27 protein-coding genes are annotated in these 26,052 nt (G+C 60.0%); 15 read left to right on the forward strand and 12 right to left on the reverse strand.

The genetic code is table 11. The features are described 5' to 3' along the window. Position 1 precedes the first annotated feature (1 nt). The 4 genes from K0F88_RS08590 to K0F88_RS08605 all read left to right on the forward strand — a co-directional run bounded on the left by K0F88_RS08590 (position 2) and on the right by K0F88_RS08605 (position 4,983). Entirely contained in the window at positions 2-1,060 is a 1,059-nt protein-coding gene (locus K0F88_RS08590) for an alpha-ketoacid dehydrogenase subunit beta (protein WP_219094826.1), read from the forward strand. Beyond that, positions 1,061-2,335: a dihydrolipoamide acetyltransferase family protein gene (locus K0F88_RS08595; RefSeq protein ID WP_219094827.1), complete on the forward strand. Its 1,275-nt coding sequence runs from the start codon at positions 1,061-1,063 to the stop codon at positions 2,333-2,335. A 3-nt stretch (positions 2,336-2,338) separates the two neighbouring features. After that, entirely contained in the window at positions 2,339-3,721 is a 1,383-nt protein-coding gene (gene lpdA, locus K0F88_RS08600) for a dihydrolipoyl dehydrogenase (protein WP_219094828.1), read from the forward strand. A 242-nt stretch (positions 3,722-3,963) separates the two neighbouring features. Next, on the forward strand, positions 3,964-4,983 hold the full coding sequence (locus K0F88_RS08605; RefSeq protein WP_219094829.1) for a branched-chain amino acid aminotransferase: 1,020 nt from the start codon (positions 3,964-3,966) through the stop codon (positions 4,981-4,983). Between the two features lie 57 nt (positions 4,984-5,040). On the opposite strand, the gene K0F88_RS08610 is transcribed toward K0F88_RS08605, so the two are convergent. The 3 genes from K0F88_RS08610 to K0F88_RS08620 form a co-directional block, all read right to left on the reverse strand. After that, positions 5,041-5,874, reverse strand: a complete 834-nt coding sequence (locus tag K0F88_RS08610) for a TIGR03915 family putative DNA repair protein (RefSeq protein WP_219094830.1) — start codon at positions 5,872-5,874, stop codon at positions 5,041-5,043. Next, a complete protein-coding gene (locus K0F88_RS08615) occupies positions 5,871-7,091 on the reverse strand; it encodes a putative DNA modification/repair radical SAM protein (protein WP_219094831.1) in 1,221 nt (406 codons plus the stop codon). Before K0F88_RS08615 ends, K0F88_RS08610 begins: the two co-directional genes overlap by 4 nt. 80 nt (positions 7,092-7,171) lie before the next feature. Continuing rightward, a complete protein-coding gene (locus K0F88_RS08620) occupies positions 7,172-7,927 on the reverse strand; it encodes a helix-turn-helix transcriptional regulator (protein WP_219094832.1) in 756 nt (251 codons plus the stop codon). An 82-nt stretch (positions 7,928-8,009) separates the two neighbouring features. Between K0F88_RS08620 and K0F88_RS08625 the strand changes: the two genes are divergently transcribed. Next, on the forward strand, positions 8,010-9,209 hold the full coding sequence (locus tag K0F88_RS08625) for a cytochrome P450 (RefSeq protein WP_219094833.1): 1,200 nt from the start codon (positions 8,010-8,012) through the stop codon (positions 9,207-9,209). Here K0F88_RS08625 and dmeF read toward each other — a convergent pair. Together dmeF and K0F88_RS08635 are read right to left on the reverse strand one after the other, a co-directional pair. Then, positions 9,130-10,056: a CDF family Co(II)/Ni(II) efflux transporter DmeF gene (gene dmeF, locus K0F88_RS08630; RefSeq protein WP_219094834.1), complete on the reverse strand. Its 927-nt coding sequence runs from the start codon at positions 10,054-10,056 to the stop codon at positions 9,130-9,132. The two genes, K0F88_RS08625 and dmeF, sit on opposite strands and share 80 nt — an antisense overlap. Before the next feature lie 11 nt (positions 10,057-10,067). Further along, positions 10,068-10,343: a metal/formaldehyde-sensitive transcriptional repressor gene (locus K0F88_RS08635; RefSeq protein ID WP_219094835.1), complete on the reverse strand. Its 276-nt coding sequence runs from the start codon at positions 10,341-10,343 to the stop codon at positions 10,068-10,070. Positions 10,344-10,654: 311 nt separating this feature from the next. Here K0F88_RS08635 and K0F88_RS08640 point away from each other — a divergent pair, with 311 nt between their 5' ends. Further along, entirely contained in the window at positions 10,655-11,398 is a 744-nt protein-coding gene (locus tag K0F88_RS08640; protein ID WP_094471936.1) for an SDR family NAD(P)-dependent oxidoreductase, read from the forward strand. A 33-nt stretch (positions 11,399-11,431) separates the two neighbouring features. Here K0F88_RS08640 and K0F88_RS08645 read toward each other — a convergent pair whose 3' ends face one another. Beyond that, a complete protein-coding gene (locus tag K0F88_RS08645) occupies positions 11,432-12,313 on the reverse strand; it encodes a LysR family transcriptional regulator (protein ID WP_094471935.1) in 882 nt (293 codons plus the stop codon). A gap of 116 nt (positions 12,314-12,429) precedes the next feature. Between K0F88_RS08645 and K0F88_RS08650 the strand changes: the two genes are divergently transcribed. The 5 genes from K0F88_RS08650 (at position 12,430) to K0F88_RS08670 (ending at position 15,593) form a co-directional block, all read left to right on the forward strand. Next, the gene (locus tag K0F88_RS08650) at positions 12,430-13,461 is read left to right on the forward strand and encodes a D-cysteine desulfhydrase family protein (RefSeq protein ID WP_094471934.1); all 1,032 of its coding nucleotides are present in this window, start codon (positions 12,430-12,432) and stop codon (positions 13,459-13,461) included. Positions 13,462-13,828: 367 nt separating this feature from the next. Next, positions 13,829-14,206 (forward strand): DUF6124 family protein, encoded by a 378-nt coding sequence (locus tag K0F88_RS08655; RefSeq protein ID WP_219094920.1) that lies wholly within the window; start codon positions 13,829-13,831, stop codon positions 14,204-14,206. Positions 14,207-14,363: 157 nt separating this feature from the next. Continuing rightward, positions 14,364-14,711 (forward strand): pyocin S6 family toxin immunity protein, encoded by a 348-nt coding sequence (locus tag K0F88_RS08660; RefSeq protein ID WP_306823111.1) that lies wholly within the window; start codon positions 14,364-14,366, stop codon positions 14,709-14,711. Positions 14,712-14,931: 220 nt separating this feature from the next. Next, positions 14,932-15,261 carry a hypothetical protein gene (locus tag K0F88_RS08665; RefSeq protein WP_219094836.1) on the forward strand — a complete coding sequence of 110 codons (330 nt, stop codon included), beginning with the start codon at positions 14,932-14,934 and terminating at the stop codon, positions 15,259-15,261. Between the two features lie 23 nt (positions 15,262-15,284). Beyond that, positions 15,285-15,593, forward strand: a complete 309-nt coding sequence (locus K0F88_RS08670) for a hypothetical protein (protein ID WP_257605208.1) — start codon at positions 15,285-15,287, stop codon at positions 15,591-15,593. Positions 15,594-15,668: 75 nt separating this feature from the next. Here the strand turns inward: K0F88_RS08670 and K0F88_RS08675 are convergent, their stop codons facing one another. Continuing rightward, positions 15,669-16,007 carry an FKBP-type peptidyl-prolyl cis-trans isomerase gene (locus K0F88_RS08675; RefSeq protein WP_094471933.1) on the reverse strand — a complete coding sequence of 113 codons (339 nt, stop codon included), beginning with the start codon at positions 16,005-16,007 and terminating at the stop codon, positions 15,669-15,671. A gap of 163 nt (positions 16,008-16,170) precedes the next feature. Between K0F88_RS08675 and K0F88_RS08680 the strand changes: the two genes are divergently transcribed. After that, a complete protein-coding gene (locus K0F88_RS08680) occupies positions 16,171-17,244 on the forward strand; it encodes a sensor domain-containing diguanylate cyclase (RefSeq protein ID WP_094471932.1) in 1,074 nt (357 codons plus the stop codon). A gap of 10 nt (positions 17,245-17,254) precedes the next feature. On the opposite strand, the gene K0F88_RS08685 is transcribed toward K0F88_RS08680, so the two are convergent. Next, positions 17,255-17,563: an RcnB family protein gene (locus K0F88_RS08685; protein ID WP_094471931.1), complete on the reverse strand. Its 309-nt coding sequence runs from the start codon at positions 17,561-17,563 to the stop codon at positions 17,255-17,257. 205 nt (positions 17,564-17,768) lie between these two features. Here K0F88_RS08685 and K0F88_RS08690 point away from each other — a divergent pair, with 205 nt between their 5' ends. After that, positions 17,769-19,061, forward strand: coding sequence for an MFS transporter (locus K0F88_RS08690; RefSeq protein WP_219094838.1), 1,293 nt, complete (start codon positions 17,769-17,771; stop codon positions 19,059-19,061). Between the two features lie 23 nt (positions 19,062-19,084). Continuing rightward, entirely contained in the window at positions 19,085-19,861 is a 777-nt protein-coding gene (locus tag K0F88_RS08695; protein ID WP_219094839.1) for a substrate-binding domain-containing protein, read from the forward strand. Here K0F88_RS08695 and K0F88_RS08700 read toward each other — a convergent pair. Continuing rightward, positions 19,851-20,765, reverse strand: a complete 915-nt coding sequence (locus K0F88_RS08700) for a LysR family transcriptional regulator (protein ID WP_094471928.1) — start codon at positions 20,763-20,765, stop codon at positions 19,851-19,853. The two genes, K0F88_RS08695 and K0F88_RS08700, sit on opposite strands and share 11 nt — an antisense overlap. Positions 20,766-20,922: 157 nt before the next feature. On the opposite strand from K0F88_RS08700, the gene K0F88_RS08705 reads away from it, so the two are divergent. Beyond that, complete coding sequence (locus K0F88_RS08705; protein WP_219094840.1) at positions 20,923-22,734, forward strand: monovalent cation:proton antiporter-2 (CPA2) family protein; 1,812 nt, start codon at positions 20,923-20,925, stop codon at positions 22,732-22,734. Between the two features lie 121 nt (positions 22,735-22,855). On the opposite strand, the gene hcnC is transcribed toward K0F88_RS08705, so the two are convergent. The 3 genes from hcnC to hcnA are packed head-to-tail and all read right to left on the reverse strand — an operon-like array spanning position 22,856 to position 25,819. Next, positions 22,856-24,106, reverse strand: coding sequence for a cyanide-forming glycine dehydrogenase subunit HcnC (gene hcnC / locus K0F88_RS08710; protein WP_094471926.1), 1,251 nt, complete (start codon positions 24,104-24,106; stop codon positions 22,856-22,858). Beyond that, positions 24,099-25,508 carry a cyanide-forming glycine dehydrogenase subunit HcnB gene (gene hcnB / locus K0F88_RS08715; RefSeq protein WP_094471925.1) on the reverse strand — a complete coding sequence of 470 codons (1,410 nt, stop codon included), beginning with the start codon at positions 25,506-25,508 and terminating at the stop codon, positions 24,099-24,101. The genes hcnC and hcnB overlap by 8 nt, the downstream gene beginning before the upstream one ends. Continuing rightward, complete coding sequence (hcnA, locus tag K0F88_RS08720; protein ID WP_094471924.1) at positions 25,505-25,819, reverse strand: cyanide-forming glycine dehydrogenase subunit HcnA; 315 nt, start codon at positions 25,817-25,819, stop codon at positions 25,505-25,507. Before hcnA ends, hcnB begins: the two co-directional genes overlap by 4 nt. Positions 25,820-26,052 lie beyond the last annotated feature (233 nt).

A 26,052-nucleotide genomic window follows, 5' to 3' on the forward strand; every position in this document is an offset into this window, starting at 1 on the left:
CATGAACGACCACAACACTCATATTGAGCTGGAAACCGCCATGACCACGACCACCATGACCATGATCCAGGCCCTGCGCTCGGCCATGGATGTGATGCTTGAGCGTGACGACAACGTGGTGGTGTTCGGCCAGGACGTCGGTTACTTCGGCGGCGTTTTCCGCTGCACCGAAGGCCTGCAGACCAAATACGGCACTTCCCGGGTGTTCGACGCACCGATCTCCGAAAGCGGCATCGTCGGCGTTGCCGTGGGCATGGGTGCCTACGGTCTGCGCCCGGTGGCCGAGATCCAGTTCGCCGACTACGTCTATCCGGCGTCGGACCAGATCATTTCCGAAGCTGCGCGCCTGCGTTATCGCTCGGCCGGCGAGTTCACTGCACCGATGACCCTGCGCATGCCTTGCGGCGGCGGCATCTACGGCGGCCAGACTCACAGCCAAAGTATTGAAGCGATGTTCACCCAGGTCTGCGGCCTGCGCACGGTCATGCCGTCCAACCCGTACGACGCCAAAGGCCTGCTGATCGCTTCCATCGAAAACGATGACCCGGTGATCTTCCTCGAGCCAAAACGCCTGTACAACGGCCCGTTCGACGGCCACCACGACCGCCCGGTAACCCCGTGGTCGAAACACCCGGCCGCGCAGGTCCCGGACGGTTACTACACCGTGCCGCTGGATGTTGCCGCCATCGCGCGTCCCGGCAAGGATGTGACCATCTTGACCTACGGCACCACTGTTTATGTGTCGCAAGTCGCGGCGGAAGAAACCGGGATCGACGCGGAAGTCATCGACCTGCGCAGCCTGTGGCCGCTGGACCTCGACACCATCGTCAAGTCGGTGAAGAAAACCGGCCGCTGCGTGATCGTTCACGAAGCGACCCGCACTTGCGGCTTCGGCGCCGAACTGGTCGCCCTGGTGCAAGAGCATTGCTTCCATCACCTGGAAGCGCCGATCGAACGCGTCACCGGTTGGGACACCCCCTACCCGCACGCGCAAGAGTGGGCGTATTTCCCTGGTCCGTCCCGAGTGGGCGCGGCGTTGAAACGGGTTATGGAGGTCTGAATGGGCACGCACGTTATTAAGATGCCGGACATTGGTGAAGGCATTGCGGAAGTTGAATTGTCGGTGTGGCACGTCAAGGTCGGCGACATGGTCGTCGAAGATCAGGTGCTGGCCGATGTCATGACCGACAAGGCGATGGTCGACATCCCTTCGCCGGTGCACGGCAAGGTGATTGCGCTGGGCGGACAGCCAGGCGAAGTCATGGCGGTTGGCAGCATTCTGATCAGCATTGAAGTCGAAGGCGCGGGCAACGTTAAAGAGTCGGCTCAGCCGGCAGCCCCTGCGGTGAAAGAAGCGCCGGTTGCGACGCCGAAAGTTGCAGCGGTGGAAAGCAAGCCGGTTGCTGCTGCAGCGCCACGAGCGGCCGTTTGCCAAGGCCCGATGGTCGCTCGCGAAGCCGACGAACGCCCGCTGGCCTCCCCGGCCGTGCGCAAACATGCGCTGGACCTCGGCATTCAGTTGCGTCTGGTCCGTGGCACCGGCCCTGCCGGTCGCGTGTTGCACGAAGACCTCGACGCCTATCTGGCCCAGGGTCAGCAGCCGCCATCGACCGTGGCCGCCGCTTACGCCCAGCGTAACGACGAAGAGCAAATCCAGGTGATCGGCATGCGCCGCAAGATCGCCCAGCGCATGCAGGACGCTACGCAACGCGCCGCTCACTTCAGTTATGTCGAAGAAATCGACGTCACCGCCGTGGAAGAACTGCGCGCGCACCTCAACGAAAAACACGGCGCGACCCGTGGCAAGCTGACGTTGCTGCCGTTCCTGGTCCGCGCCCTGGTTGTCGCCCTGCGCGACTTCCCGCAGATCAATGCCCGTTACGACGATGAAGCCCAGGTCATCACCCGCCTCGGCGCGGTCCACGTGGGCATCGCCACGCAGGCCGACATCGGCTTGATGGTACCGGTGGTGCGTCACGCCGAAGCCCGCAGCCTGTGGGACAACGCTGCCGAAATCTCCCGTTTGGCCACGGCCGCACGCAATGGCAAGGCCAGCCGCGATGAATTGTCCGGCTCGAGCATCACCCTGACCAGCCTCGGCGCGCTGGGCGGCATCGTCAGCACCCCGGTGCTGAACCTGCCGGAAGTGGCGATCGTCGGCGTCAACAAGATCGTCGAACGCCCGATGGTGGTCAAAGGCCAGATCGTGATTCGCAAGATGATGAACCTCTCCAGCTCCTTCGATCACCGCGTGGTCGATGGCATGGACGCGGCGCAATTCATCCAGGCCGTTCGTGGCTTGCTCGAACAACCCGCCACCCTGTTTGTGGAGTAAGGCATGCAATCTCTCAATACCACGCTGCTGATTATTGGCGGCGGCCCTGGCGGTTATGTGACGGCGATCCGTGCCGGCCAGTTGGGCATCTCGACCATTCTGGTGGAAGGCGAATCACTGGGCGGTACCTGCCTGAACATTGGCTGCATTCCGTCGAAGGCGTTGATTCACGTCGCTGAACAGTTCCACCAGACGCAACACCACAGCCAGCATTCGGCGCTGGGCATCAGCGTCTCCGCGCCCACCCTCGACATCGGCAAGAGCGTCGAGTGGAAGGACGGCATCGTTGATCGCCTGACCACCGGTGTCGCGGCGCTGCTGAAAAAGAACAAAGTCCAAGTCATTCAAGGCTGGGCGAAAGTGATCGACGGCAAAACCGTGGAGGTGGGCGACACGCGAATCCAGTGCGAGCACCTGGTGCTGGCCACGGGCTCGAAAAGCGTGAACCTGCCGATGCTGCCGATTGGCGGACCGATCATCTCCTCCACCGAAGCCTTGGCCCCAACGTCCGTACCGAAGCGCCTGGTCGTGGTCGGTGGCGGTTACATCGGCCTGGAGCTGGGGATTGCCTATCGCAAACTCGGCGCTGACGTGAGCGTGGTCGAGGCGCAGGAGCGCATTCTGCCGGCCTACGATGCCGAACTGACCCAGCCGGTACACGACGAACTGAAAAAACTCGGCGTGAAGCTTTGCTTGAAGCACAGCGTCCAAGGCTTTGATTCTGATAGTAATACTCTGCAAGTTCTGGAGCCGGGTGGCGATACCCTGAACCTGGAAACCGATCAGGTGCTAGTGGCGGTCGGTCGCAAGCCGAACACCCAGGGCTGGAACCTTGAAGCGCTGAATCTGGACATGAACGGCTCGGCGATCAAGATCGACAACCGCTGCCAGACCAGCATGCGCAACGTGTACGCCATCGGTGACCTGAGCGGCGAACCGATGCTCGCGCACCGGGCCATGGCTCAGGGCGAGATGGTGGCCGAACTGATCAGCGGCAAATCCCGCGAGTTCAACCCGACCGCGATTGCTGCCGTGTGCTTCACCGACCCGGAACTGGTGGTGGTCGGCAAGACCCCGGACGACGTTAAGGCGGCGGGCCTGGACTGCATCGTTTCCAGCTTCCCGTTCGCGGCCAATGGCCGGGCGATGACTTTGGAATCGAAAACCGGCTTCGTGCGCGTCGTGGCACGGCGTGACAATCATGTGATTGTTGGCTGGCAAGCGGTGGGGGTGGGCGTTTCGGAGTTGTCGACGGCGTTTGGCCAGAGCCTGGAAATGGGCGCGCGGCTGGAAGACATCGCCGGCACGATTCATGCGCATCCGACGTTGGGTGAGGCGGTGCAAGAAGCCGCGCTGCGCGCTTTGGGGCATGCACTGCACCTGTGATTCAGAACATGGATGGCGGCATAGAGAGCCCCATCGCCAGCAGGCTAGCTCCCACATTTGGAATGCGTTCTCCTATGGGAGCTAGCCTGCTAGTGATTTCTTGAGGTCAACTCGATTTATCTGTCTGTCATCCGATAGTCCGGGCTGCGAAACAGGCCCGGAATGAAGTATTGTTGTCCCCATCCAGAAAAACGTCAGAAGCCTTGAATCGTTTCGGCGGTTGTTAAGTGATAGAGGGTGTCATGGGTAACGAAAGCATCAATTGGGACAAGTTGGGTTTTGACTACATCAAGACAGACAAGCGCTATCTGTCGCACTGGCGTAATGGCGAGTGGGACGCAGGCACCCTGACCGAAGACAACGTGCTGCACATCAGCGAAGGCTCCACTGCCCTTCACTATGGCCAGCAATGCTTCGAGGGCCTGAAGGCCTATCGTTGCAAGGACGGTTCGATCAACCTGTTCCGCCCGGATCAGAACGCCGCCCGCATGCAACGCAGCTGCGCCCGCCTGCTGATGCCACAGGTGTCCACCGAGCAGTTCGTCGAAGCCTGCAAGGAAGTGGTTCGTGCCAACGAGCGTTTCATCCCGCCTTACGGCACTGGCGGCGCGCTGTACCTGCGTCCGTTCGTGATCGGCGTGGGCGACAACATCGGCGTGCGCACTGCACCCGAGTTCATCTTCTCGATCTTCTGCATTCCGGTCGGCGCTTACTTCAAAGGTGGCCTGACCCCGCACAACTTCCTGATCTCCAGCTACGACCGCGCCGCCCCACAAGGCACCGGTGCAGCCAAGGTCGGTGGCAACTACGCGGCCAGCCTGATGCCAGGTTCCCAGGCCAAGAAAGCCCACTTCGCCGACTGCATCTATCTGGACCCGATGACCCACACCAAAATCGAAGAAGTCGGCTCGGCCAACTTCTTCGGGATCACCCACGACAACAAGTTCGTCACGCCGAACTCGCCGTCGGTACTGCCGGGCATCACCCGCCTGTCGTTGATCGAACTGGCCAAATCGCGTCTGGGCCTGGAAGTGGTTGAAGGTGACGTGTTCATCGACAAGCTGTCCGACTTCAAGGAAGCCGGCGCTTGCGGTACCGCTGCCGTGATCACGCCGATCGGCGGCATCAGCTACAACGACCATCTGCACGTGTTCCACAGCGAAACCGAAGTCGGCCCAGTCACCCAGAAGCTCTACAAAGAGCTGACCGGTGTTCAAACTGGTGACGTCGAAGCGCCAGCGGGCTGGATCGTCAAGGTTTGATCTGACCCCAGCAGCATCGAAGCCCTCCATCGCTTTGGCGATGGGGGGCTTTTTTTATCAGCGATACCCGGCTTCTCCCCGCGCAATACGTTTACCGCCCCTGTCCTTGATTCCGCTCGCCTGACCATCCTGTTGCTTACCCGTGCGTGCCTGGGTGATCAGCCCCGGAATCAACGCGCCCTCAGGCAGGTTCTTCCAGAACCGGGCCGGCAAATGCCCTTGCATGACTTTAGGGTTCAGGCGCGCCGGATTAAAGATATGGCTGTAGTAGGTCAACCACATGTCGCTGTGCGGGTCGTCGACGTTTTGTGCCAGCTGCTGCCATTCAACCGGGCACTGGCGTCGGTGGATCAACTGCTCACCGTCGTAGTAGACCCCGTCCCTGGGCGTTGCAATCAACCAGCGATGCCGGCCCATGCGCCCGATAAAATGCTCACTGGCACTGTGCAGGATGTCGTGGGCCGGTTCGTGCCAGGCGACGTACTGCGGGCCCTCACCTTCAGGCATCGCGACGAATCGTACAAATGCATGCAAGTGATGAGCTTCACGCTGTACCTGTTTGATTCTTCTATGAAATTTACTGCCTAACTTGTCCCCGGCCAGCATCGCGGTGCGGTCCCCATGACTGACCCGCCACAGCACTTCGTACAACAGACTCCAACGTTGATCCCCCCTGTAACGAGCGGCGCGTTCCAGGGTGTCCAACAGCGTTCGCGGTATTCGTGCGTGAAACGGCCCCAGGGTTTGAGGTGGCGCATCGTCGCTGGCGAACAGATCGCAGACGCCTTCACTGGCCCAACTCACCCGGCTCGGGTCCACCTCATGACTGAGCAGCCAGCGTGCCTGCTGGCGCCAGGTGTCGAACAGGTCATCGCAATCCAGACTGATCATCCCCATAACCCCATTTGTTGCGGCTGTGGCCGGTCGCGCAATTGCTGATACAGCAAATGGCTGGTGACCTCGGCCTGCTGCGGGTGGTAATCGCTGGTGATGAAGAACGGTTTGGCCTTGGCCAGCACGCAACGCATTCGGGCCAGGTCTTCGTAGCGGATGCGGCGCTGACGGCGCAATTCCACCAGGCGCTCGGTGGTGCGCAGGCCAATACCGGGAATGCGTGCGATCAACGATGCCTCGGCGCGATTGAGGTCCAGTGGGAAGATCTCGCGATTCTCCAATGCCCACGCCAGTTTCGGATCGATGTCGAGCGCCAGGTGCCCGGGCCCCTTGAACAGCTCGCCAGCGGTAAAGCCGTAGCTGCGCAACAGGAAGTCCGCCTGATACAAACGGTGTTCGCGCATCAATGGCGGCGCGGCCAGCGGCACGCTTTTCGGGCTGTTGGGGATCGGGCTGAATGCCGAGTAATAGACCCTTCGCAAACTGAAGTTGCCGTACAGCGCCTGGGCGCTATGGAGAATGGTGCTGTCATCGGTGTCATCGGCGCCGACAATCATCTGCGTGCTCTGCCCGGCCGGGGCAAATTTCGGTGCGCGAGGTTCGTTGAGTACGGTCTGGACACCGGTGTAGATGGTTTGCATGGCCTGTTTGATCGAGCCCAGCTGTTTCTCCGGGGCCAGGGTTTTCAGGCTGGCGTCGGTGGGCAGTTCAATGTTCACGCTCAAGCGATCGGCGTAGCGCCCCGCTTCCTCGATCAGCGCCGGATCGGCTTCGGGAATGGTCTTGAGGTGGATGTAGCCCCGGAATTCGTGGTCTTCGCGCAGCAGCTTCGCCACACGGATCAGTTGCTCCATGGTGTAGTCCGCCGAGCGAATGATCCCGGAACTGAGAAACAACCCGCTGACGCAGTTGCGTCGGTAGAAATCCAGGGTCAGCGTCACCACTTCTTCCGGCGTGAAACGTGCGCGAGGCACGTCGCTGGAACGTCGATTGACGCAATACTGGCAGTCGTAGAGACAGAAGTTGGTCAGCAGAACCTTCAGCAACGACACACAGCGCCCGTCCGGCGTGTAGCTGTGGCAAATGCCCATGCCGTCGGTCGAGCCCAGGCCGCTCTTGCCCTCGGAGCTACGCTTCGGTGCGCCGCTGCTGGCGCACGACGCGTCGTATTTGGCGGCGTCGGCGAGAATGCTGAGCTTGTCGATGAGTTCCATGGGGCACGCCTTTTACTGTTTGGATATACAGTATAGGGTCGACCTTCAAGGCACAAGCCGTCAACGAACCCTTGGTCGGGTCAGATCACATCACGCGCAGGTTGCGGTGGCCGTTGTTCGCGGAGGGGTTGCACGGTTGGCTGCGCCAGCGTCAGGTCGAACTGTGCAGCCAATTCCTTGCGCCCCAGTACCGTCAACGCCAGCGCCCGACTGTCCAGATCCTGAGTCACCCATTTGCGCTTGATCGCGGTTTGCAGCAACGCCGCCCCCAGCGAGCCCCCCAGATGCGGGCGGCGCATGCTCCAGTCCAGGCACGGGCACGCGAAGCGGCGGCGCAAAGTGTTCAGGTCGTTGACTTCAATGCCCAGCCCTTTCATCAAGGCCTCGCCACTGTCGCTCAGGCGATAAGCCTGCTCGTCAGTTTCCAGCAACCAGCCTTTTTCCAGCATCCGGTCGTGCAGCAACACCGCCAGTGTCCCGGCCATGTGGTCGTAGCAGGTACGGGCGAATTGCAGGCGATCCGGTATACGCGAGTTGAAGGACGGCGCAGTGTTCTGGCCGATGACCATCAGCGCCTCCAGTGCCTGGGCCACGCGCTTGTCGGCGAGGCTGTAATAACGATGGCGGCCCTGCACGTGCAAACGCAGCAGCGCCAGATCCCTGAGCTTCGCCAGGTGCGCGCTGGCGGTGGAAGCGCTGACTTCAGCAATCGCCGCCAGCTCGGTGCTGGTGCGCGCGTGGCCGTCCATCAGCGAATAGAGGATTTTCGTCCGGGCCGGTTCCGCGATGGCCGCCGCCACTTGAGAGACACCGATGTCGTGTTGTTCAACGTTCATATTTCGCTCCCGGACGAATCAAGGCCGTTTCGAACTGGAGATAGTAGCAACACTTCTCCCACCACAAACAAGGCTGCGACCCATGGACCCGATCATCGCTGCGACTCATGCCGATCCCTATCCTTATTACGCCCGGCTGCGCGCCGAGGGTGGGCTGGTTTTTCACCAAGCACTGAAACTGTGGGTAGCGAGCAGCGCCGAGGCCGTTGCGGCGGTGCTGGCGCACCCGGATTGCCATGTTCGGCCGGCCGCTGAGCCGGTGCCCAAAGCCATTGTCGACGGATTGGCCGGAAAGGTGTTTGGGCAGTTGATGCGGATGAATGAGGGCGAGCGCCAGCGTTGCCCGAGGTCGGCGATTCAGCCGGGTTTGGCGCTGATTGATGCGGACGAGGTCAGTGCACTGGTGAGCGCGCGGTTGATCACACCGGATGCCGACGGGTTGTACAACGCCATGTTTCGCGGGCCGGTTTGCGTGGTGGCGGCGCTGTTGGGGTTCTCGCCGGCTCAGGGTCGGGCGATCAGCGAATTGACGGCGGATTTCGTCGCGTGCCTGTCGCCGCTCAGTGATCCGCTGCAACTGAAGGCTGCCCACGCTGCGGCGGAGCAGTTAAGCGGGTATTTCGTTGAGTTGCTGGATGATCCGGGCAATAAAAGCTCACTGCTCGCCGGGATTCGAGCGCGATTCGCGGGCGATCCTGAAACGCTGATTGCCAATCTGATTGGTCTGTTTTCCCAGACGTATGAAGCCACTGCCGGACTGATCGGCAACGCGATATTGGCGTTGATTAAAAAACCGTCGCTGTTACGCGACTCGACGCCCGTTGACGACTTGATCGCCGAAGTTCAGCGTTTCGACCCATCGGTGCAGAACACCCGCCGATTTGTCGCGGCACCGTGCGAAATCGAGGGGATGATCCTCAATCCAGGCGATGTGATTCTGGTGCTGCTGGCGTCGGCCAATCGTGACCCGCTGCTCAATGAGCATCCCGACGTCTTTATTCTTGATCGACCACATCGGCGCAGCTTCACCTTTGGCCAGGGCCGTCATCAATGTCCTGGGCAAATATTGGCGCTGGAGATTGCCCGGGCGACATTGACGGAGATTCTGGCCCATCGACCCGAATGGGATGGCCTGACCTGGCACTACCACGCTTCCCTCAACAGCCGCCTGCCGCATTTCAATGATCGCTCCGCCAGCGGCGTCAAGCGATACGAAACTCAACGGTCAGGTGAGACAACTCATGAACCGGTGCCAGGCGTTCGCGAATCGTGTCGGCACTGACATGGGCGATGGCCACGACACTGACAATCGCTGCCCGAGCATCAGGCCCGACCTGCCAGACGTGCAGGTCGCTGATGCGCACGTCACCCGCCGATTCCAGCAACTCACGAATTTCAGCAGCAACAGGCTCATCGGTGGTGTCGAGCAACACCGCCGCACTGTCGCGCATCAGGCCATAGGCCCATTTAGCAATGACAATCGCGCCGACGATGCCCATCACCGGATCCAGCCAAACCCAGCCGAGGTAACGGCCGGCCAGCAAGGCCGCGATGGCAAGCACCGAGGTCAGGGCATCGGCAAGTACGTGGACGTAGGCTGAGCGCAGGTTGTTGTCGTGAGCGTGGTCGTGGTGATGGCCGTGGCTATGATCATGGCCGTGATGCCCATGATTACCCGCCAGTAAAAAGGCACTGACGAGGTTCACCGCCAGCCCGACCACGGCAATCACTGTCGCCTCCGTAAACGCCACTGTGGTCGGCTGGAACAGCCGCAGGATGGACTCCACGGCAATGCCGAGCGACACCAGCCCCAGCACCATGGCCGAGGCAAACCCGGCCAGATCACCCACCTTCCCGGTGCCAAAACTGTAGCGGGCATTGTTGGCATGACGTCGGGCAAAACCATAGGCCGCCGCCGCGATACCCAAGGCACCGACATGGGTCGCCATGTGGAAACCATCGGCCAGCAGTGCCATCGAACCGGTGAGGTAACCGGCGGCAATCTCGCCGATCATCATGACGAACGTCAACGCCACCACCCACAAGGTGCGGCGGGCGTTTTCATCATGGGAAGCCCCCAGGAACATATGGTCGTGGGAAAAGTGCGAAGCCTGCGGCGTCAGTGTCATGGAATACGGCCTTATTTCGAATAACGACGGATGGCTTGCAGCAACTCTTCCAGACCTTCGGCGCGTGCTTCGTCGCTCAAGCCTGGATGGGCCACATGTTCGCGGGCGTGGGCGTCGATGAACTGATCCATCAAACCATTGACCGCTCCACGGATGGCGGCGACCAGGTGCAGGGTCTTGGCGCAATCAGCGTCGGACTCCAGCGCGCGCTCCACGGCCTGGACCTGGCCTGAAATGCGCCGCACCCGGTTGAGCAAATCGTCTTTGTGTTCGTGAATGTGTGACATACCTATACCCCCTACCCCTTTATGGCGGGCATGGTTGCCGATACGGGAAGAACTGGCAAGAAGACATTCATGGAAAGAGGTTGAAACATTGGCAAGCCACCATCACCCGGTCACTACTGGCAAGTCTTATTGACTAGCGCGCAGTCGTTTTGACTCCACTATCAAGTGGTCAAACTAACTACATCAAGCATGCAAGCCCCGCCCTGTCTGGCGCGCCGGGCTGGCCCGTTTTTTGATGCCCTGTTCGTGCTTTCGACTAGCCAACGATCGCCCTTCAAACACGGCTGACTCATCAAAAAAAGGATTGCTGCATGCTCAATGAATTTCACAATCGCCTGGCCGTTGTTACCGGCGCGAGTTCCGGCATTGGCCTGGCCGTCACCGAACGGTTATTGGAACAAGGGGCTCGCGTGTTGGCGATGTCGCGCCAGCTCGGTGGCCTGGCCGAATGCGCGGAACGCTTTGGTGAACAACTGATCTGGCTGGCCGGGGATGTCACCCGACCGGAAGACCTGGCCCGACTGGCCAATCGTGCGCAGTCCCTCGGCCCCGTGGACTTCGTGGTGCCCAATGCAGGCATCGCCCAACTGGCCGATGGGCTGGATGTATCGGCCTTCGACCGACAGTGGGCGGTCAACGGCGCAGGTGCGCTGAACACCTTGGCCTGCCTGCGCGGCCACCTTGAGGTGAGCGCTTCGGTGGTGTTCATCGGTACGTTCCTGGCCAACGTGACCTTTCCCGGTCTGGCAGCCTACATCGCCTCGAAAGCAGCACTGATGGCCCATGCCCGGACCCTGGCCGTAGAGTTGGCGCCTCACGGCATCCGTATCAACACCGTATCGCCGGGCCCCACCGCCACCCCGATTTGGTCAACCCTTGGCTTGAAACCTGAGGACCTGGGCGACGTCGCCAACACGGTGAACCAGCGGCTGCTCGACGGAAGGTTCCTGGAACCGGGTGCAGTGGCAGACGTCATCCTGTTCCAACTGAGCCGCGGTGCACGGAACGTTTACGGCCAGGATTGGGTGGTCGACAGCGGTTACACCGTGCGCTAGCACTGCAGGTATCTGTGCTTCAGAACGCCACGCTCATGCCAGTCGATCCGCGACAAAGTCGACAAAGGCTTGCAGCTTGGGCAGCGACTTCCTGGAGCGCGGATACACCATCTGCACCGGCTTGGGCGGCGGAACATAGGCGTCCATGATCCGGACCAAATCACCACTGGCCAACGCCGCCGAGACCAAAAAGTCAGGCTGCATCAAAATCCCCTCACCGGCCACGGCCGCCTGCAACAACACCTGACCGTCATTGCTCTTCAACACGGCGCTTTCAGGCCAGGGCACTTCACTGGTGCCGTTTCTCAGCGGCCATGCAAACCGGTTGTTCCAGGACGTGTGGGTGAGAATTCGGTGCCGATGCAGGTCCTCGGGGCACTGTGGTTCCTGCCATTTTTCCAGATACCGGGGCGAGGCGCAGATCACCATTCGATACGGCGGCAATGGCGTGGCCAGCAGGTTGACGCCAATCAGCTCGGAAATCCTGAACGCCAGATCGAATGACGTCTCGTACAGGTCGATCACTTCATTGCTCAAAATCAGCTCGACCTGAATCTGCGGATAACGCTGCATGAATTCGGCCACCAGCGGCCCGACCAGGGAAACGCCGAGACTCATCGGCGCGGTGATGCGCAGCAGGCCGCTGGGCTCCGGGTTGGACGCTTCCACCCGACTGAACGCGTACTTCACCTGTTCCAGGGCCAGTTTGGCTTCCTGGTAAAACAAGCGCCCCTCGGCCGTGATGGATTGCCGGCGCGTGGTGCGTTTAATCAGCGGGGTATTAAGGGTTTTCTCCAGGCCCTGGATATGCCGCCCGACCATGACCGCCGACATGCCGACTTCACTGGCCGCATCAGCGAAGCTGCCCGCCTCGACGACGGCGACGAAGACTTCCATTTGCCTGAGTTTGCTCATGTCCCTGCCTTGCATTCAATACATCAGGTTAAAGGAGTAATAACCGGCGATGCGTTTATCACCCGGGACTTTGTCCCTAGAGTCACTGTAATAAAGTGCATAACGAGGTGCCATTGATGCAAACCCTACTGGACACGTCACTCCGTTCTTTCGCGCGGGCAGATCTGTTGCAAGGTCCGACGCCGATTCAGCGCGCCGAACGCCTGGAACAGCTGCTGGATTTGAAGGCACAAGGCATCGGCCTGTTTCTCAAGCGCGATGATCACATGTTGATCGGCGGTGGCGGCAACAAACTGCGCAAACTCGAATTCCACCTCGGCGCGGCGCTCGCGGCCGGGGTCGACACGGTCATCACCATCGGAGGTCTCCAGTCCAACCATGCACGCCTGACGGCCGCCGTGTGTGCCCGCCTGGGCATTGCCTGCGAATTGATCCTGACCCGGTCGGTGCCAAAATCCGAAATGGACTACGAGCTGAACGGCAACGTGCTGCTCGATCAGTTGTTTGGCGCTGACATACGGGTGCTTGCGGCTGGCAGCGACTCCTTCGCCGAAGCCGAGAAACGCGCCGTGCAACTTCGGGAAACCGGGCGCACCGTTCTGGTAATACCGACCGGGGGCTCAACGCCGCTGGGCAGTCTCGGTTACGCAAGTTGCGCAGCAGAGATCGCGCAGCAGGAAACCCAACTGGGTCTCACCTTCAACCAGGTGGTCGTGCCCAATGGCAGCGCTGGCACCCACGCCGGGCTCGCGGCAGGGTTCCAGTTGCTGGGTCGGGGGGCTTCGATCGTCAAGTCGTATTCAGTCTTGTCTGACCGGGACACGTCAGCGGACAGGACCGTGAAGTTGACTCAGGACGCACTGACCTTGTTGGGAAGCCGCGTCGTGGTTCAGGCATCAGAGATTGTCATTGATGGCAGTCAGCTGGGCGACGGTTACGGCCTGCCGACGCCCGCCATGCTCGACGCGGTGCGCCTGATGGCTCGCGCTGAAGGCTTGTTGATTGACCCGGTGTATTCCGGAAAAGCGTTTGCCGGGTTGCTGGGTGATCTGAGGCAAGGACGTTTCCAGCGCGGTGACAATGTGCTGTTTGTGATGACCGGGGGAACGCCGGGGTTGTATGCCTATCGGGAGACGTTTCAGGTCTGAACGTCTGTCATTGCGGGGTGTTTAGCCGCTTGATCACTACATCATTTGTAACTGTCGCAAGAGGCTACGTCACCTTGCGCCTTTGCCTACAACTGCGCCAGAATCCGCCGGCTTGTGCGCCTTGGGGCTCGTCGGTAACTTGATTCCTGTCACTGCTCATCAGTGATCGGGTCTGCAAGCCCGTGGAACTAATCGCATAGCATTGCCAAAAGGACACTCTTTGTGTCCGTTTTGATGGCGGCTTTGCGCGGGAGACTTTCGGGTCTGCCGGGTTCTTGGTTCCCCGGTCTTGCAGACCCGCGCATAGCTGCCACCCCATCATCTGCAAGTGATGTCGGCAGCTCCTAATGGACCAAGGAGCATCATGATGATTAAAGAAACGCCAAATCCCCCTGAATCAGAAACCGATACAGATCCGGCCTCCCCCTACGAATCCCTCGATTCAAAAAAATTCCACGAAGCCGCCGAGCGCGCCCTCGATCACTACCTCAACCCCGCCGCCCTCAAAGACGCCAAAACCCCGCGCAAACCCAGCACCATGTTCATGGTCGCCCCCGACATGGACAGCGAAAGCCTGCTGGCCAATGCCTGCGAATCCATGGCCTCCGCGAGCGTGATGCTTAGCGACTTCGCCGATCTTCTGGAAGGCCCGCATCGCAACAAGGCGCTGGGGATTGCGCAAGTCGTCATGCTGGGAGAACTCGCCGTAAATCGGGCGCTAGATAACATCGATCCGAAAGGCTAACGGGGATCTGTGGTGAGGGGAAATCCCTCACCACAAGCGCCGTAGCGAGCAGTACTTTTTGCAACAACAACTCAACATTCAGAAAATGCCTACATCCATTTAACGCCCATTGAGATAGCGTCCGCCTCGCTTTCAAAAAGTTGAAACAAGGACGCTCATGGCTAGCAAAACAAACATACCTCCGATTCAAACCCTATCGTCAGGCGACGGGCACCCCGCCCGCGACACTCAGCAGGACTTTCCGGGAACAAATCAGGAGACCCACTATGTTTTTTGGATCAGTGGATTTTCAAAAGGTGATCACGAGGGTGACGTCTTAAAGTACGAATTGACCGTTCTATCTGAGTTTGAAAACGCAATGATGCGTGTACTCGGCTGGAAGAACCTTGAAGAAAGCGTGTACGGGGACTGCTTGCTGACCGCCGAGCAAATCCAGCAAATCGCCATGGCTATCGATGTGCAGCTACCGACTGACCTGGACCTCTTCATCGGTGTGCGGGAGTAGTGAGGAAATCTGCCTGATTGCGGCGAGGGGGTTGCCCCCTCGCTACTTACAACGACAAACCAAATTTCAGAACCGTCCTACATCTATCAAATACCCATTGATATAGCGTCCGCATCGCTTTCAAAAAGGATGAACAAGGACGCTCATGGCGCGCAAAACAGACATACCTCGGGTTCAGAACCCACCGTCCGGCGACGGGCACCACGTCACAAGCCGATACATGACCGCCACTGAATTGGCAGAGCGGGACACGAGGCAAAAAACATATGACGACATGCTGGCCCGCCAGCAGGCGTATGAAGAGCGTTTCATCAAACAAGCTCAACAACCGGATCATCCCGCTTCCATGGGTTGTGTGTTCACCAAAAGCTGCAACCTTCGCAACGGCGTAATCAACCATGACAACTCATCCGGGTTTGTCCCGGTCGAGAAACTGGGCGACTACGGCCATGTCAGGCCATGGGATAAACTCCACCAAGATATGAAAAATGCTCTGATTAAAGCTAAGAAAGTAGATAACAAGGGCAATATTCTGGGAGTGAAAAAGTGAGCCTTCTCTATCAAGATCCATCCATGAGCCATGATGAAGCGACAAAACTTCTCGCAAGCGGAGTGGATACAAATGTTACTGCAGCATTGGTCTCCATCGGGTTGAATGAAGCAGACAACACTTGGGCACTTAACACCTGCCTTAATTACCTCGCAAGTGAGTCCGAATCGGTTACAGCATCGGCCATCACGGCTATTGGTCATCTGGCTCGCCGTCATGGCGTGCTGGATAAGGAACCGGTGCTGTCGGCATTCGAAAACGTGAAAGAAAAATTCCCAACCCTTGAAGGAGTTATTGCGGACACGCTTGACGATATTGACGCGTTCACCTGATCCAGCGGGGGTTCGAACGCGCGACTTTCGTGGCGAGGGCTTTTTCTCGCCACGACGCTGACTTCAACTTACGAATCAATCATCCCGCGTCAGCACTTCCAGCAATTCAATCTCAAAAATCAAATTCGAATTCGGCGTGATCGCGCCCATCGTCCGCTCGCCGTAGGCCAAATGCGCCGGCACCCGCAATTTGCGCTTGCCGCCCACCTGCATCCCCATAATCCCCTGATCCCAACCCTTGATCACCCTCCCCGTGCCAATCACACACTGAAAAGGTTTGCCACGGCTGTAGGACGAATCGAATTCGGTGCCGTCTTCCAGCCAGCCGCGGTATTGGGTGGTGATCAGCGCGCCTTTGACGGCGGCTTTGCCCTCGCCCACTTCAAGATCGATTATCTGCAATTCATCATTCATCACGTTCACTCTATTGTTCACGCACCCAACAGGGTGTAATGGGCGCCGTTTTCCCAGAATTGTGCGCCCTTGGCAACCCATACGAGCGGTTCCCGGCATTACCTCAACTAAGATAAGCGACACCACGGCACACGGATCACTAAGACACGATGGCAATTTTTGAATGAATGACGTCTGGACCAGCGCAGCCATCGGCTCAGTGATGCTTGCCCTGATCATTGCGCTGATCTGCCGCGAGCGCTCGCTGCAAAAGCAATTGGCCGAGCAACGCGCGCTGATCGCCAGCCTGTCCGAAGGCCTGCACATCCGCCAGGATGGCGACGCCGAGCGTTTCAAGCGCAGCCAATATTTCGCCCGCATCGGCACCTGGGACTGGGATGTCGACACCGACAAACTCTACTGGTCGGACGCGATCTACGGAATGTTCGGTTTCAAGATCGGCGAGGTGACGCCCTCCTACGCACTGTTCTGCGCCTGCGTACACCCGGACGACCGGGCCAACGTCCGGGCCGGGGAGTTGCGATGCCTGACAACCGGTGAAAACCATGACGAGGAATACCGCGTGGTCTGGCCCGACGGCAGCATTCGCTGGCTGCGGGAAACCGGCAACGTGGTCAAGAACGACCATGACGCCACCATCAAGATGATGGGTGTGGTGCGCGACATCACCGAGGAAAAAGCCTCAGCCAGTTACCTGCAACACCTGGCGCATTACGACCCGTTGACCGGCCTCCCCAATCGCCTGGTGCTTGAAGAGCGCCTGTGCGAAGCGCTCGAACAGGCACGCGTCAGCGCCACGCGGGTGGCGTTGGTGTTTGTCGATCTCAACGGGTTCAAGGCAATCAACGACCACTACGGTCATGCGGCCGGCGACCGGGTGCTGATCACCACCGCTACGCGATTGAAGAAAATCCTGCGCTCAACCGACACCGTCGCCCGGATCGGCGGCGATGAATTTGTGGTCATTCTGCAAGGGTTGCCCCAAGGCGTCAGCCTGCAAGACGAGGCTCGCACCATCTGCCAGAAAATCTTCGTCGAACTGTCACCGCCCATCACCATCGGCAACGACCAACGCCACATCGGCACCAGTCTCGGGGTCGCGGTGTTCCCGGACCATGCGCCGAGCATGGACCGGTTGATTCATATTGCGGATCTGGCGATGTATGAGGCGAAACGCAGCGGGAATAATCAGTACCGGTTGGGCACTGAAAGCCCGGTGCGCGCTCACAGCGAATAGCCCGTTCGACCTAACGCTCCACCGGCGTGATGTCCACAATCGTGCCGTTGGTGATCATCACCATCATGTACTTGTCATTTATCTGCACCCACTGCGCCTGTTCCTTCGGTGCTTTCAGGCCTTTGGCTTTCCAGTTGCGCAGTGCTTTTTCAGTGCGTTGATACATGTCCGGGGCGCGGTCGCCGACCACCAGTTCTCGGGTGTTATTGACGCCGGGCTGGACGGTTTTTGCGGGTGGGTCATCCGCCTGAACGATGGGGTTGATACCGGCAACGCCAGCGGCAATGGCCAGGGCGGCGATGAGGGTTTTGCTGTTCATGGGTGATCCTCCGTTGATGGCATACCCAACTCCGACTGCGCTCGCGGTGAATCATTCCTTCGGCGCACATTGATCCGTTCTACGCATTAATGCATGCCAACAATGCACTTATCATATCGATCGCCCTGTTCCACCATTCGCCTCAATAAGAACCGTGCACTGCGTCCAGGCAATGCACGTCATAAAAGCGGTGGAGTACAGGTCAATGACAGCATCAATCCCTTCCGGGCGTTCTCGCGCCGGTGCAATTTTCCGGGTCACGTCGGGCAATTTCCTCGAACAGTTCGACTTCTTCCTTTTCGGCTTTTACGCCACGCAGATCGCCGCGGTGTTCTTCCCGGCCAGCAGCGAATTCGCCTCGCTGATGATGACCTTCGCGGTGTTCGGCGCAGGGTTCCTCATGCGGCCGTTGGGTGCAGTAGTGCTGGGTGCTTACATCGACGATGTGGGCCGGCGCAAAGGGCTGATTGTCACGCTGTCGATCATGGCCAGCGGCACGATATTGATTGTGTTGGTGCCCGGTTACGAGACCATCGGTTTGTTCGCACCGGCCATCGTGCTGATCGGCCGATTGCTGCAGGGCTTCTCGGCGGGTGCAGAAATGGGCGGTGTCTCGGTGTACCTCTCGGAGATCGCCACGCCCGGCAACAAAGGCTTTTTCACCAGTTGGCAGTCGGCCAGCCAGCAAGTGGCAATTATTGTCGCAGCGGCCTTGGGTTATGGGCTGAATCAATGGATGGCGCCGGCGATGATTGCCGACTGGGGCTGGCGGATACCGTTTTTCGTTGGCTGCCTGATCGTGCCGTTCATTTTCTTCCTGCGGCGCAACCTGGAAGAAACCGAAGAATTCACCGCGCGCAAACACCGCCCGAGTATGGGCGAAGTTTTCCGCACACTGGCGCAGAACTGGGTGATCGTCTTCGCCGGAATGATGATGGTCGCGCTGACCACGACGGCCTTCTACCTGATCACCGTGTACGCACCGACGTTCGGTAAAACCGTGCTGCATCTGAGCACGTCCGATGCGCTGCTGGTGACCTTGCTGGTGGGTGTGTCGAACTTCTGCTGGCTGCCGCTGGGCGGGGCCTTGTCCGATCGTATCGGTCGGCGTCCGGTGTTGATCGCCATGGCGTTGTTGACCCTCGCCACCGCGTATCCGGCACTGACCTTCCTGGTCAACGCGCCGAGCTTCATGCACATGCTGCTGGTGTTGCTGTGGCTGTCGTTCATTTACGGCTTGTACAACGGCGCGATGATCGCCGCGCTGACGGAAATCATGCCAGTCGAGGTGCGGGTCGCCGGATTCTCCCTGGCCTATAGCCTGGCCACCGCGGTTTTCGGTGGTTTCACCCCGGCGATGTCGACCTTCCTGATTCAGTACACCGGCGACAAGGCCGCGCCCGGCTACTGGATGAGTTTCGCCGCGCTCTGCGCCTTGTGCGCGACGCTGTACCTCTACCGTCGCTCGACCGGTCGCCTGCAACCGGCGATGTCTTGAACCCGTCCTTTTCGAGAATGCCCATGAAGAAGCTATTTAACTTTGCAGCCCTGGCCTTGGCAGCCAGCCTTGGCCTGAGTACGGTCGCCCAGGCTGAAGAGATTCGCGTGATGACCTCCGGTGGCTTTACCGCTGCCTACAAAATCCTCGGTCCGAAGTTCGCCGCATCCACCGGCAACACGCTCGACACCGCGCTGGGGCCGTCGATGGGGAAGGCGCCGGAAGCGATCCCCAATCGCCTCGCCCGAGGCGAGAAGGCTGACGTGGTGATCATGGTTGGCTACGCCCTCGACGACTTGATCAAACAAGGCAAGGTCGACCCTGCTTCACGGGTGGAACTGGCGGATTCGCGGATCGGTCTGGTGGTGCGTACAGGCGCGCCAAAGCCAGACATCAGCTCTGTCGACGGCCTGAAAAAGACCTTGCTGGAGGCCCGGTCAGTGGCGTACTCCGACAGCGCCAGCGGCGTCTACATCGAGAATCAACTGTTCAAGCGTCTGGGCATAGAAGATCAACTGAAGCCCAAATCGACGATGATTCCGAAGATCCCGGTCGGCTCGGTGGTTGCCACAGGTGATTATCAGTTGGGATTCCAGCAAGTCAGCGAATTGCTGCCAGTGCCGGGGGTCAGTTTTGTGGCGAAGATTCCGGAATCGGTGCAGTCAGTGACACGTTTTGCGGCCGGCATACCGGTCGGCGCGCAACACCCGGCCGAAGCCAAGGCACTGCTTGACTATATGGCCTCCTCGGCCGCTCAGTCGGACGTGAAAGCAACCGGTCTGGATTCGGTCAGCCGCTGAGAACGGGTGGCTGCACTTTCATTTCCACCACCAGCCGTTCCAGTTCCAACGCCGCCGGGGTCAGGGTTCGCCCCCGGCGTTTGATCAGACCGACACTGCGCATCACCTGCGGGTCGGTCAGCGGCACACGCGTCAGGATCGGATGATCGGCTGCCGGCATCGCCATCAATGGCACCGCAGCCACACCCAACCCTGCCTCCACCAGTCCAATCATCGTCGTGACATGACGGGTTTCGCAGATACTCGGTCGCTGCGGCACGATGCCGGCCAGTGCCTGGTCCAGCAAAAAACGATTACCGGACGTCTTGTCCAGCGAGATGTAATCCTGCTGATAAAACTCATCCCAGCTCACGCTGCTGCGCCCGGCCAACGGATGATCGCGCCGACAGGCCACCACATAACCTTCCTGCACCAGCGGCTCGAACTCGACCTCGGCCTCCAGCGTGCCCATGAAACTCAGACCAAAATCCGCCTCACCATTGACCACTGCGCTGAGCACGTCATGGGCGCTGGAGTCCAGTACCTTGACTTTGATCCGAGGGAACTGCCGGTGGTAATGGGCAATTACGCGCGGCATGAAGTAATAAGCCGCCGAGGGTACACAGGCGACCGTAACATGGCCGAGCCGGGTTGAAGCCACTTCACTGATGCCCAGCAACGCGACGTCAAGGTCATCGAGCAATCGCTCGACACTCGGCATAAAACCACGCCCGGCCTGGGTCAGGCTGACCTTGCGGGTGGTGCGCTCGAACAAGCGCACACCGAGGGCATCTTCGAGTTTTTCAATTCGCCGGCTCAGTGCTGGCTGGGAAATGCGCACGGTATCGGCCGCCTTGCGGAAGCTGCCCTGCTCGACCACGGCCCGGAAGGCTTGCAGATCGTTGAGGTCGAAATTGATCGCCATGGTGTGCACTCGAGGGACGGACAGATTAATCAGCTTATCCTATGAATGTAACCAATTGATGCAAGCTGTAACAGCATGACTCCAGCTCTTTGCTGACGCCTGTGGCTCCAACCTTTATCCTGTCGCCCCCGCCGTACCGAGTAGATGGAGTTTTGTCATGCCCCATGAAGGCAACCTTTTACAAGCCGCCGTTGTGTTTCTGTTCGCCGCGGTGCTCACCGTGCCCTTGGCCAAACGCCTGCAATTGGGAGCGGTGCTGGGTTATCTGTTTGCCGGCGTCATTATCGGGCCGTCGGTACTGGGTTTGATCGGCAACCCACAAAGCGTCAGCCACATCTCCGAGCTCGGCGTGGTGTTGCTGCTGTTCATCATCGGCCTGGAATTGTCGCCGCGTCGCTTGTGGGTGATGCGTAAATCGGTATTTGGCGTGGGCCTGGCACAGGTGCTGTTGACCGGCTCGGTGATTAGCGTGCTGGCGCTGTTTGTCTTCGGCCAGTCGTTGAACAGTGCCATCGTCCTCGGCCTTGGGCTGGCGCTGTCGTCCACCGCGTTTGGCCTGCAAAGCCTGGCCGAACGCAAGGAACTGACCAGTCCTCACGGACGCTTGGCGTTTGCGATTCTGCTGTTCCAGGACATCGCGGCGATCCCGTTGATCGCCATGGTGCCGTTGCTGGCGGGCGGCGATCACACCACCACGGCGGCCGAGGATTTGAATCACGGCTTGCGGGTGTTGGGCAGCATCGCGGTGGTGGTGATCGGCGGGCGGTATCTGCTGCGCCCGGTGTTTCGCGTGGTGGCCAAGACCGGTTTGCCAGAGGTGTCCACCGCCACCGCGTTGCTGGTGGTGATCGGCACCGCGTGGCTGATGGACCTGGTCGGCGTGTCGATGGCGCTCGGGGCGTTCCTCGCCGGGTTGCTGCTGGCGGACTCTGAATACCGTCACGAACTGGAAGCGCAGATCGAACCGTTCAAAGGCCTGTTGCTGGGGCTGTTTTTCATCAGCGTCGGCATGGGCGCCAACCTGAGCCTACTGCTCAGCGCGCCGATCACGGTGTTGGGCCTGACCTTGTTGCTGATCGCAATCAAACTGCCGCTGCTGTTTGTGGTGGGTCGATTGGCCGGTGGGTTGGGCAAAGTCAGCGCGATTCGCCTGGGCATCGTGCTGGCGGCCGGCGGTGAGTTCGCGTTTGTGGTGTTCAAGATTGGTCGCGACCAAGGGTTGTTCGAGGCGCGCCTGTACGATTTGCTGGTGCTGACGATCACCCTGTCCATGGCTGTCACGCCGCTGCTGTTGCTGCTGTGCGCACGCCTGTATTCGCCGAAGGTGCAGCCCGTGGTGGTGCCGGAGAAATTCCGCGAAATCGACACCGACGCACCGCGTGTAGTGATCGCTGGCATGGGTCGGATGGGGCAGATCGTGGCGCGGATTCTGCGGGCACAGAACATCAAGTTCGTGGCGCTGGACACGTCCGTGGAAACCATCGAGCTGTCCCGCAGCTTCGGCGGCGTGCCGGTGTTCTACGGCGATCCGATGCGCCCGGAAATCCTCAGCGCGGCCAAGGTCGAGCAGGCGGAATATTTTGTCATCGCCACCGATGACCCGGACACCAACATCAAGACCGCCGAGATCGTGCACAAGCTCTATCCGCACATCAAGATCATCGCCCGGGCCCGTAACCGTCAGCATGTGCACCGGTTGGTGGACCTTGGCGCCGAGGCGATTCGGGAAACCTATTATTCGAGTCTGGAAATGAGTCGTCGCACCCTGGTCGGACTGGGGCTGACCCAGGCGCAGGCCGATGCACGGATCAAGCGCTTCAAGCATCACGATGAACAGGTGCTGGAGGCTCAGCATGCGGTTTATGACGATGCGGCGAAGGTGCTGCAGACCGCCCAGGAAGCCCGGGCGGAATTGGCGCGGTTGTTTGAGGCGGATCAGATGGAGGAGCGGGAAGCGGGTAAGGTTTGAGTCATTGGGTGATAGTGATGACGCCATCGCGAGCAAGCTCGCTCCCACAGGGGGGTTGTGATCGACACAAATCCAATGTGGGAGCGAGCTTGCTCGCGATGAACGATAACGCGGTGTGAGGTCAGGCCAACTTCTTCAGCTCAACGGTCTCCACCGCAAACCGATCCGCCAAAAACGGCGTGATATCCAGCGGCAGCGCCTCACCGTTCACCAGCTTATCCAGCAACACCCCGGTAATCGCCGACGTCAGAATCCCCGTGCGGAAATGCCCACAAGCATTGAGATAGCCCTCTACCCCGTTCATCGGCCCCAAGATCGGCAACTCATCCGGCGACCCCGGCCGCAGCCCCGCCCAGGTCCGTTTGAGGTTCACATCCGCGAGTTCGGGAATACACCGCACCGCGCCCTGCACCAGCCCGGCAATTTCCGGGTAGGTGGTGGTCACGTCGAAGCCTTTATCCTCCGTCGTGCTGCCAATCAGGATCTCGCCGTTGTCCTTCTGCGCCACATAACAATCGCTGGTGGTCAGGCACCCATTGAGGATCTTCGGCAGGCGCTCGGTCAGCAGAATCTGCCCCTTCACCGGTTTTACCGGAATCCGGATACCGGTGGCCTGCTCACTCAAATCCGCCGCCCAGGCACCCGCTGCGTTGATCAGGGTGTTGCAGTGAAACACCCCGGCCTCGGCCGTCTGCACGCCGCTGACGCGAGACCCATGGTGCAAGACTCCTGTGACGTTGGTGTTGAAATGCAGGTCCACGCCGTTCTGTCGCGCGCCTTCGGTGTAGGCATCGGCCAGTCGGAACGGACTGACTTGATGGTCGCAGAGAAATTCCAGCGCCCCGCTCGCCTCATGGCTGACACTCGGCTCGGCCTCGCGCAGCGCGGCCTGATCGAGCCAGCGCACCTGGTCCGCCAAATGTGGAATGCAGGCGACGATGTGCTCGGCGTAGAGGCGGTCTTCATCGTCGTAGATCACGAATTTCAGGCCAGTCTTCTCGAACTTGAAATCCATCCCGTGACGGTCTTTCAACTCCTGATGCAGCGCCGGGTACATCGCGTTGGACTGCAAGGCAAAATCGAAGAACGACTGCGGCAAAATGTGCGGCGTGCTGGCATCCACCACCACCGCCGAACCCTGGGCTTCACGCTTGCGATTGGCCGACATCATGCGAAAGAAAATCACCCCGCAGCCCAGTCCTACCGACTCGCCAATCGCCCACAAGCCGCCGGCTGACGCGCGGGTGGCGTTGCCCGGGCGCTTACAGTCAATCAAGGCGACCCTGAGGTTTTTGCGTTTCGACAATTGATAGGCGCAGGACGCCCCGATCACACCGCCACCGGCGATGACCACGTCATAACACTTACTCATGATTCGCGGCCTCCATGCCGACGGAGGTGAATGCAGAAAAGGGAATCGGATCGATTGGGAAGCGCGGACGCAACCAGCCCACATCCTGCCGACCCGTGACTTCGCGCAAGCGGTCGGTGCAATAACCAACGCACATCCGCCCCTGACAATCGCCCATGCTCACCCGAGTGCGCATTTTCAGGCTAGCGAGGTCTTGCACGCCCTGCTCCAGCGCCCGGTCGATGTCGGCGCGGGTGACGTGTTCGCAGCGGCAGATCACGGTGTCGGCGGCCGGCAGCGCGGTTTGCCCGGCACCGCGCTCGGTGTAGCGGTCGACCGCCGCACGAAAGCGCACGATGGCCTTGAGTTTCGACAAAAAACGATTGCGCCGTACCAGGGCCAGTTCCGCGTCCAGCACGTCCCGTTGCAGCAGGATCGATGTGGCCGCAATCCGTCCTGCAAGCATCGCCGCTTCGCCACCGCGAATGCCGCCCATGTCACCGGCCAGGTGCACGTGAGGCTCGCTGCTTTGCTGCCAGATATTGGCACTGGCCCGCAGGTAACCATCGTCACTGTACCTGTGGTTCAGGCCCATCTGCTGACTGAGTTGGGTGCGCGGGATAAAACCGTAGCCAACCGCCAGGGTTTGCGCAGCAATCTGCTCGGCACGGCTCAGGTCCGGCACCCAGGTGCTGGAATATGGCGCCACGGTCACGGCATTCAGCTCTCCTTCGCCCTGCGCCGCCACCACGCCCCAGCCGTAATGCATCGGGATGCCGTGCAGTTTGAGGAACGCGAGCATGCTCAAGCCATCGAGGAACAACTGCGGCTTGTTCAGCAACGACAGGCTTTCCCGAGCGATCTTGCCGAACGCGCACGCCTCGTAAACACCGGCGACGGTCACACCGGACGCGTGCAGCTGACAGGCCACCAACGGCAATAAAGGGCCGGTGCCGGCAATCACCACAGGACCTTGAGGCTTGACCACACCGCTCTTGATTTGTAATTGCAGGCCGCCCAGCAGGATCACGCCGGGCAAGGTCCAGCCAGGAAACGGCACGCTGCGCTCATGGCAACCGGCGGCGAGCAGCAATTGCGGGTAGTCGACTTCCTGCAACTGCTCCTCGCTGTCCAGCACCACCAACGCGCGCGTGCCTTCTGCGCCGATCACGCGGTGATTCAGGCGCACATCGATCAGCGCCGCGTGCGCCTGGAACTCGCCATGCAAGGTGGCCAGCGCCTCCGAGTACCGCGGCCCCAGATAGTCGAGTTGCACGCCATCGCGCAAAGGTCCGCGATAGACCACGCCGCCCAGCCGCGAAGCTTCTTCAAGCAACGTGCAACGCACGCCGTGCCGGGCCAGTTCAATGGCCGCCGCCATCCCTGCCGGCCCACCGCCGACAATCACCGGAAGCAGGCTCATACACCCTCCTGCTCAACGATGCGGTTGACTTGGGTTTCGATCCGCATGCCATCACGCACCACGGTCTGGCAGGCGCGACGTTTGTGCCGCCCATTGATTTTCACCAGGCAGCATTGGCACACGCCCATGCCGCAATAGGCGCCGCTGATTTGATCGTGATCGTTTCGGGCCACCTGGCGCAGGCCAAGGGATTGAATGACCGAGAGGACGGTTTCACCGAGGGCGGCGCTGACCGGTTGGCCATTGATGTGCACAGTCATATCCGCGCGCGGCAGCGGCTGGATATCAAACATTCTGTCTAGGCGAGGCATTGCGATGTTCTTCCATGAGAGTTCAGGTGAGGTTCCACAGCTCCTTGCTGCACTACACCTTGCGGGCCAACGACTCGGTAAAAAGCTCGCACCGGTACTTCGACAGCGCAACAGGGTGCGCGTCAAAGCAATGTAGTCGAAGCCGCAGCAGGGGCTTGGATCTTTTACGGTAGGAGATATCGCAGAAGAGAATATTGATCCAGGCCAGTGAAAGACTCCACACCCCAACCTGT

Source organism: Pseudomonas sp. UMAB-40 (assembly GCF_900095275.1).
Lineage (GTDB): Bacteria > Pseudomonadota > Gammaproteobacteria > Pseudomonadales > Pseudomonadaceae > Aquipseudomonas > Aquipseudomonas mandelii_B.

What these genes read in the sequence shown, in the direction of transcription:
- K0F88_RS08590 (WP_219094826.1), top strand. Translation starts at nt 2, where the DNA reads ATGAACGACCACAACACTCATATTGAGCTGGAAACCGCCATGACCACG.
- K0F88_RS08595 (WP_219094827.1), top strand. Translation starts at nt 1,061, where the DNA reads ATGGGCACGCACGTTATTAAGATGCCGGACATTGGTGAAGGCATTGCG.
- lpdA (WP_219094828.1), top strand. Translation starts at nt 2,339, where the DNA reads ATGCAATCTCTCAATACCACGCTGCTGATTATTGGCGGCGGCCCTGGC.
- K0F88_RS08605 (WP_219094829.1), top strand. Translation starts at nt 3,964, where the DNA reads ATGGGTAACGAAAGCATCAATTGGGACAAGTTGGGTTTTGACTACATC.
- K0F88_RS08610 (WP_219094830.1), bottom strand. Translation starts at nt 5,874, where the DNA reads ATGATCAGTCTGGATTGCGATGACCTGTTCGACACCTGGCGCCAGCAG.
- K0F88_RS08615 (WP_219094831.1), bottom strand. Translation starts at nt 7,091, where the DNA reads ATGGAACTCATCGACAAGCTCAGCATTCTCGCCGACGCCGCCAAATAC.
- K0F88_RS08620 (WP_219094832.1), bottom strand. Translation starts at nt 7,927, where the DNA reads ATGAACGTTGAACAACACGACATCGGTGTCTCTCAAGTGGCGGCGGCC.
- K0F88_RS08625 (WP_219094833.1), top strand. Translation starts at nt 8,010, where the DNA reads ATGGACCCGATCATCGCTGCGACTCATGCCGATCCCTATCCTTATTAC.
- dmeF (WP_219094834.1), bottom strand. Translation starts at nt 10,056, where the DNA reads ATGACACTGACGCCGCAGGCTTCGCACTTTTCCCACGACCATATGTTC.
- K0F88_RS08635 (WP_219094835.1), bottom strand. Translation starts at nt 10,343, where the DNA reads ATGTCACACATTCACGAACACAAAGACGATTTGCTCAACCGGGTGCGG.
- K0F88_RS08640 (WP_094471936.1), top strand. Translation starts at nt 10,655, where the DNA reads ATGCTCAATGAATTTCACAATCGCCTGGCCGTTGTTACCGGCGCGAGT.
- K0F88_RS08645 (WP_094471935.1), bottom strand. Translation starts at nt 12,313, where the DNA reads ATGAGCAAACTCAGGCAAATGGAAGTCTTCGTCGCCGTCGTCGAGGCG.
- K0F88_RS08650 (WP_094471934.1), top strand. Translation starts at nt 12,430, where the DNA reads ATGCAAACCCTACTGGACACGTCACTCCGTTCTTTCGCGCGGGCAGAT.
- K0F88_RS08655 (WP_219094920.1), top strand. Translation starts at nt 13,829, where the DNA reads ATGATTAAAGAAACGCCAAATCCCCCTGAATCAGAAACCGATACAGAT.
- K0F88_RS08660 (WP_306823111.1), top strand. Translation starts at nt 14,364, where the DNA reads ATGGCTAGCAAAACAAACATACCTCCGATTCAAACCCTATCGTCAGGC.
- K0F88_RS08665 (WP_219094836.1), top strand. Translation starts at nt 14,932, where the DNA reads ATGACCGCCACTGAATTGGCAGAGCGGGACACGAGGCAAAAAACATAT.
- K0F88_RS08670 (WP_257605208.1), top strand. Translation starts at nt 15,285, where the DNA reads ATGAGCCATGATGAAGCGACAAAACTTCTCGCAAGCGGAGTGGATACA.
- K0F88_RS08675 (WP_094471933.1), bottom strand. Translation starts at nt 16,007, where the DNA reads ATGAATGATGAATTGCAGATAATCGATCTTGAAGTGGGCGAGGGCAAA.
- K0F88_RS08680 (WP_094471932.1), top strand. Translation starts at nt 16,171, where the DNA reads ATGAATGACGTCTGGACCAGCGCAGCCATCGGCTCAGTGATGCTTGCC.
- K0F88_RS08685 (WP_094471931.1), bottom strand. Translation starts at nt 17,563, where the DNA reads ATGAACAGCAAAACCCTCATCGCCGCCCTGGCCATTGCCGCTGGCGTT.
- K0F88_RS08690 (WP_219094838.1), top strand. Translation starts at nt 17,769, where the DNA reads ATGACAGCATCAATCCCTTCCGGGCGTTCTCGCGCCGGTGCAATTTTC.
- K0F88_RS08695 (WP_219094839.1), top strand. Translation starts at nt 19,085, where the DNA reads ATGAAGAAGCTATTTAACTTTGCAGCCCTGGCCTTGGCAGCCAGCCTT.
- K0F88_RS08700 (WP_094471928.1), bottom strand. Translation starts at nt 20,765, where the DNA reads ATGGCGATCAATTTCGACCTCAACGATCTGCAAGCCTTCCGGGCCGTG.
- K0F88_RS08705 (WP_219094840.1), top strand. Translation starts at nt 20,923, where the DNA reads ATGCCCCATGAAGGCAACCTTTTACAAGCCGCCGTTGTGTTTCTGTTC.
- hcnC (WP_094471926.1), bottom strand. Translation starts at nt 24,106, where the DNA reads ATGAGTAAGTGTTATGACGTGGTCATCGCCGGTGGCGGTGTGATCGGG.
- hcnB (WP_094471925.1), bottom strand. Translation starts at nt 25,508, where the DNA reads ATGAGCCTGCTTCCGGTGATTGTCGGCGGTGGGCCGGCAGGGATGGCG.
- hcnA (WP_094471924.1), bottom strand. Translation starts at nt 25,819, where the DNA reads ATGCCTCGCCTAGACAGAATGTTTGATATCCAGCCGCTGCCGCGCGCG.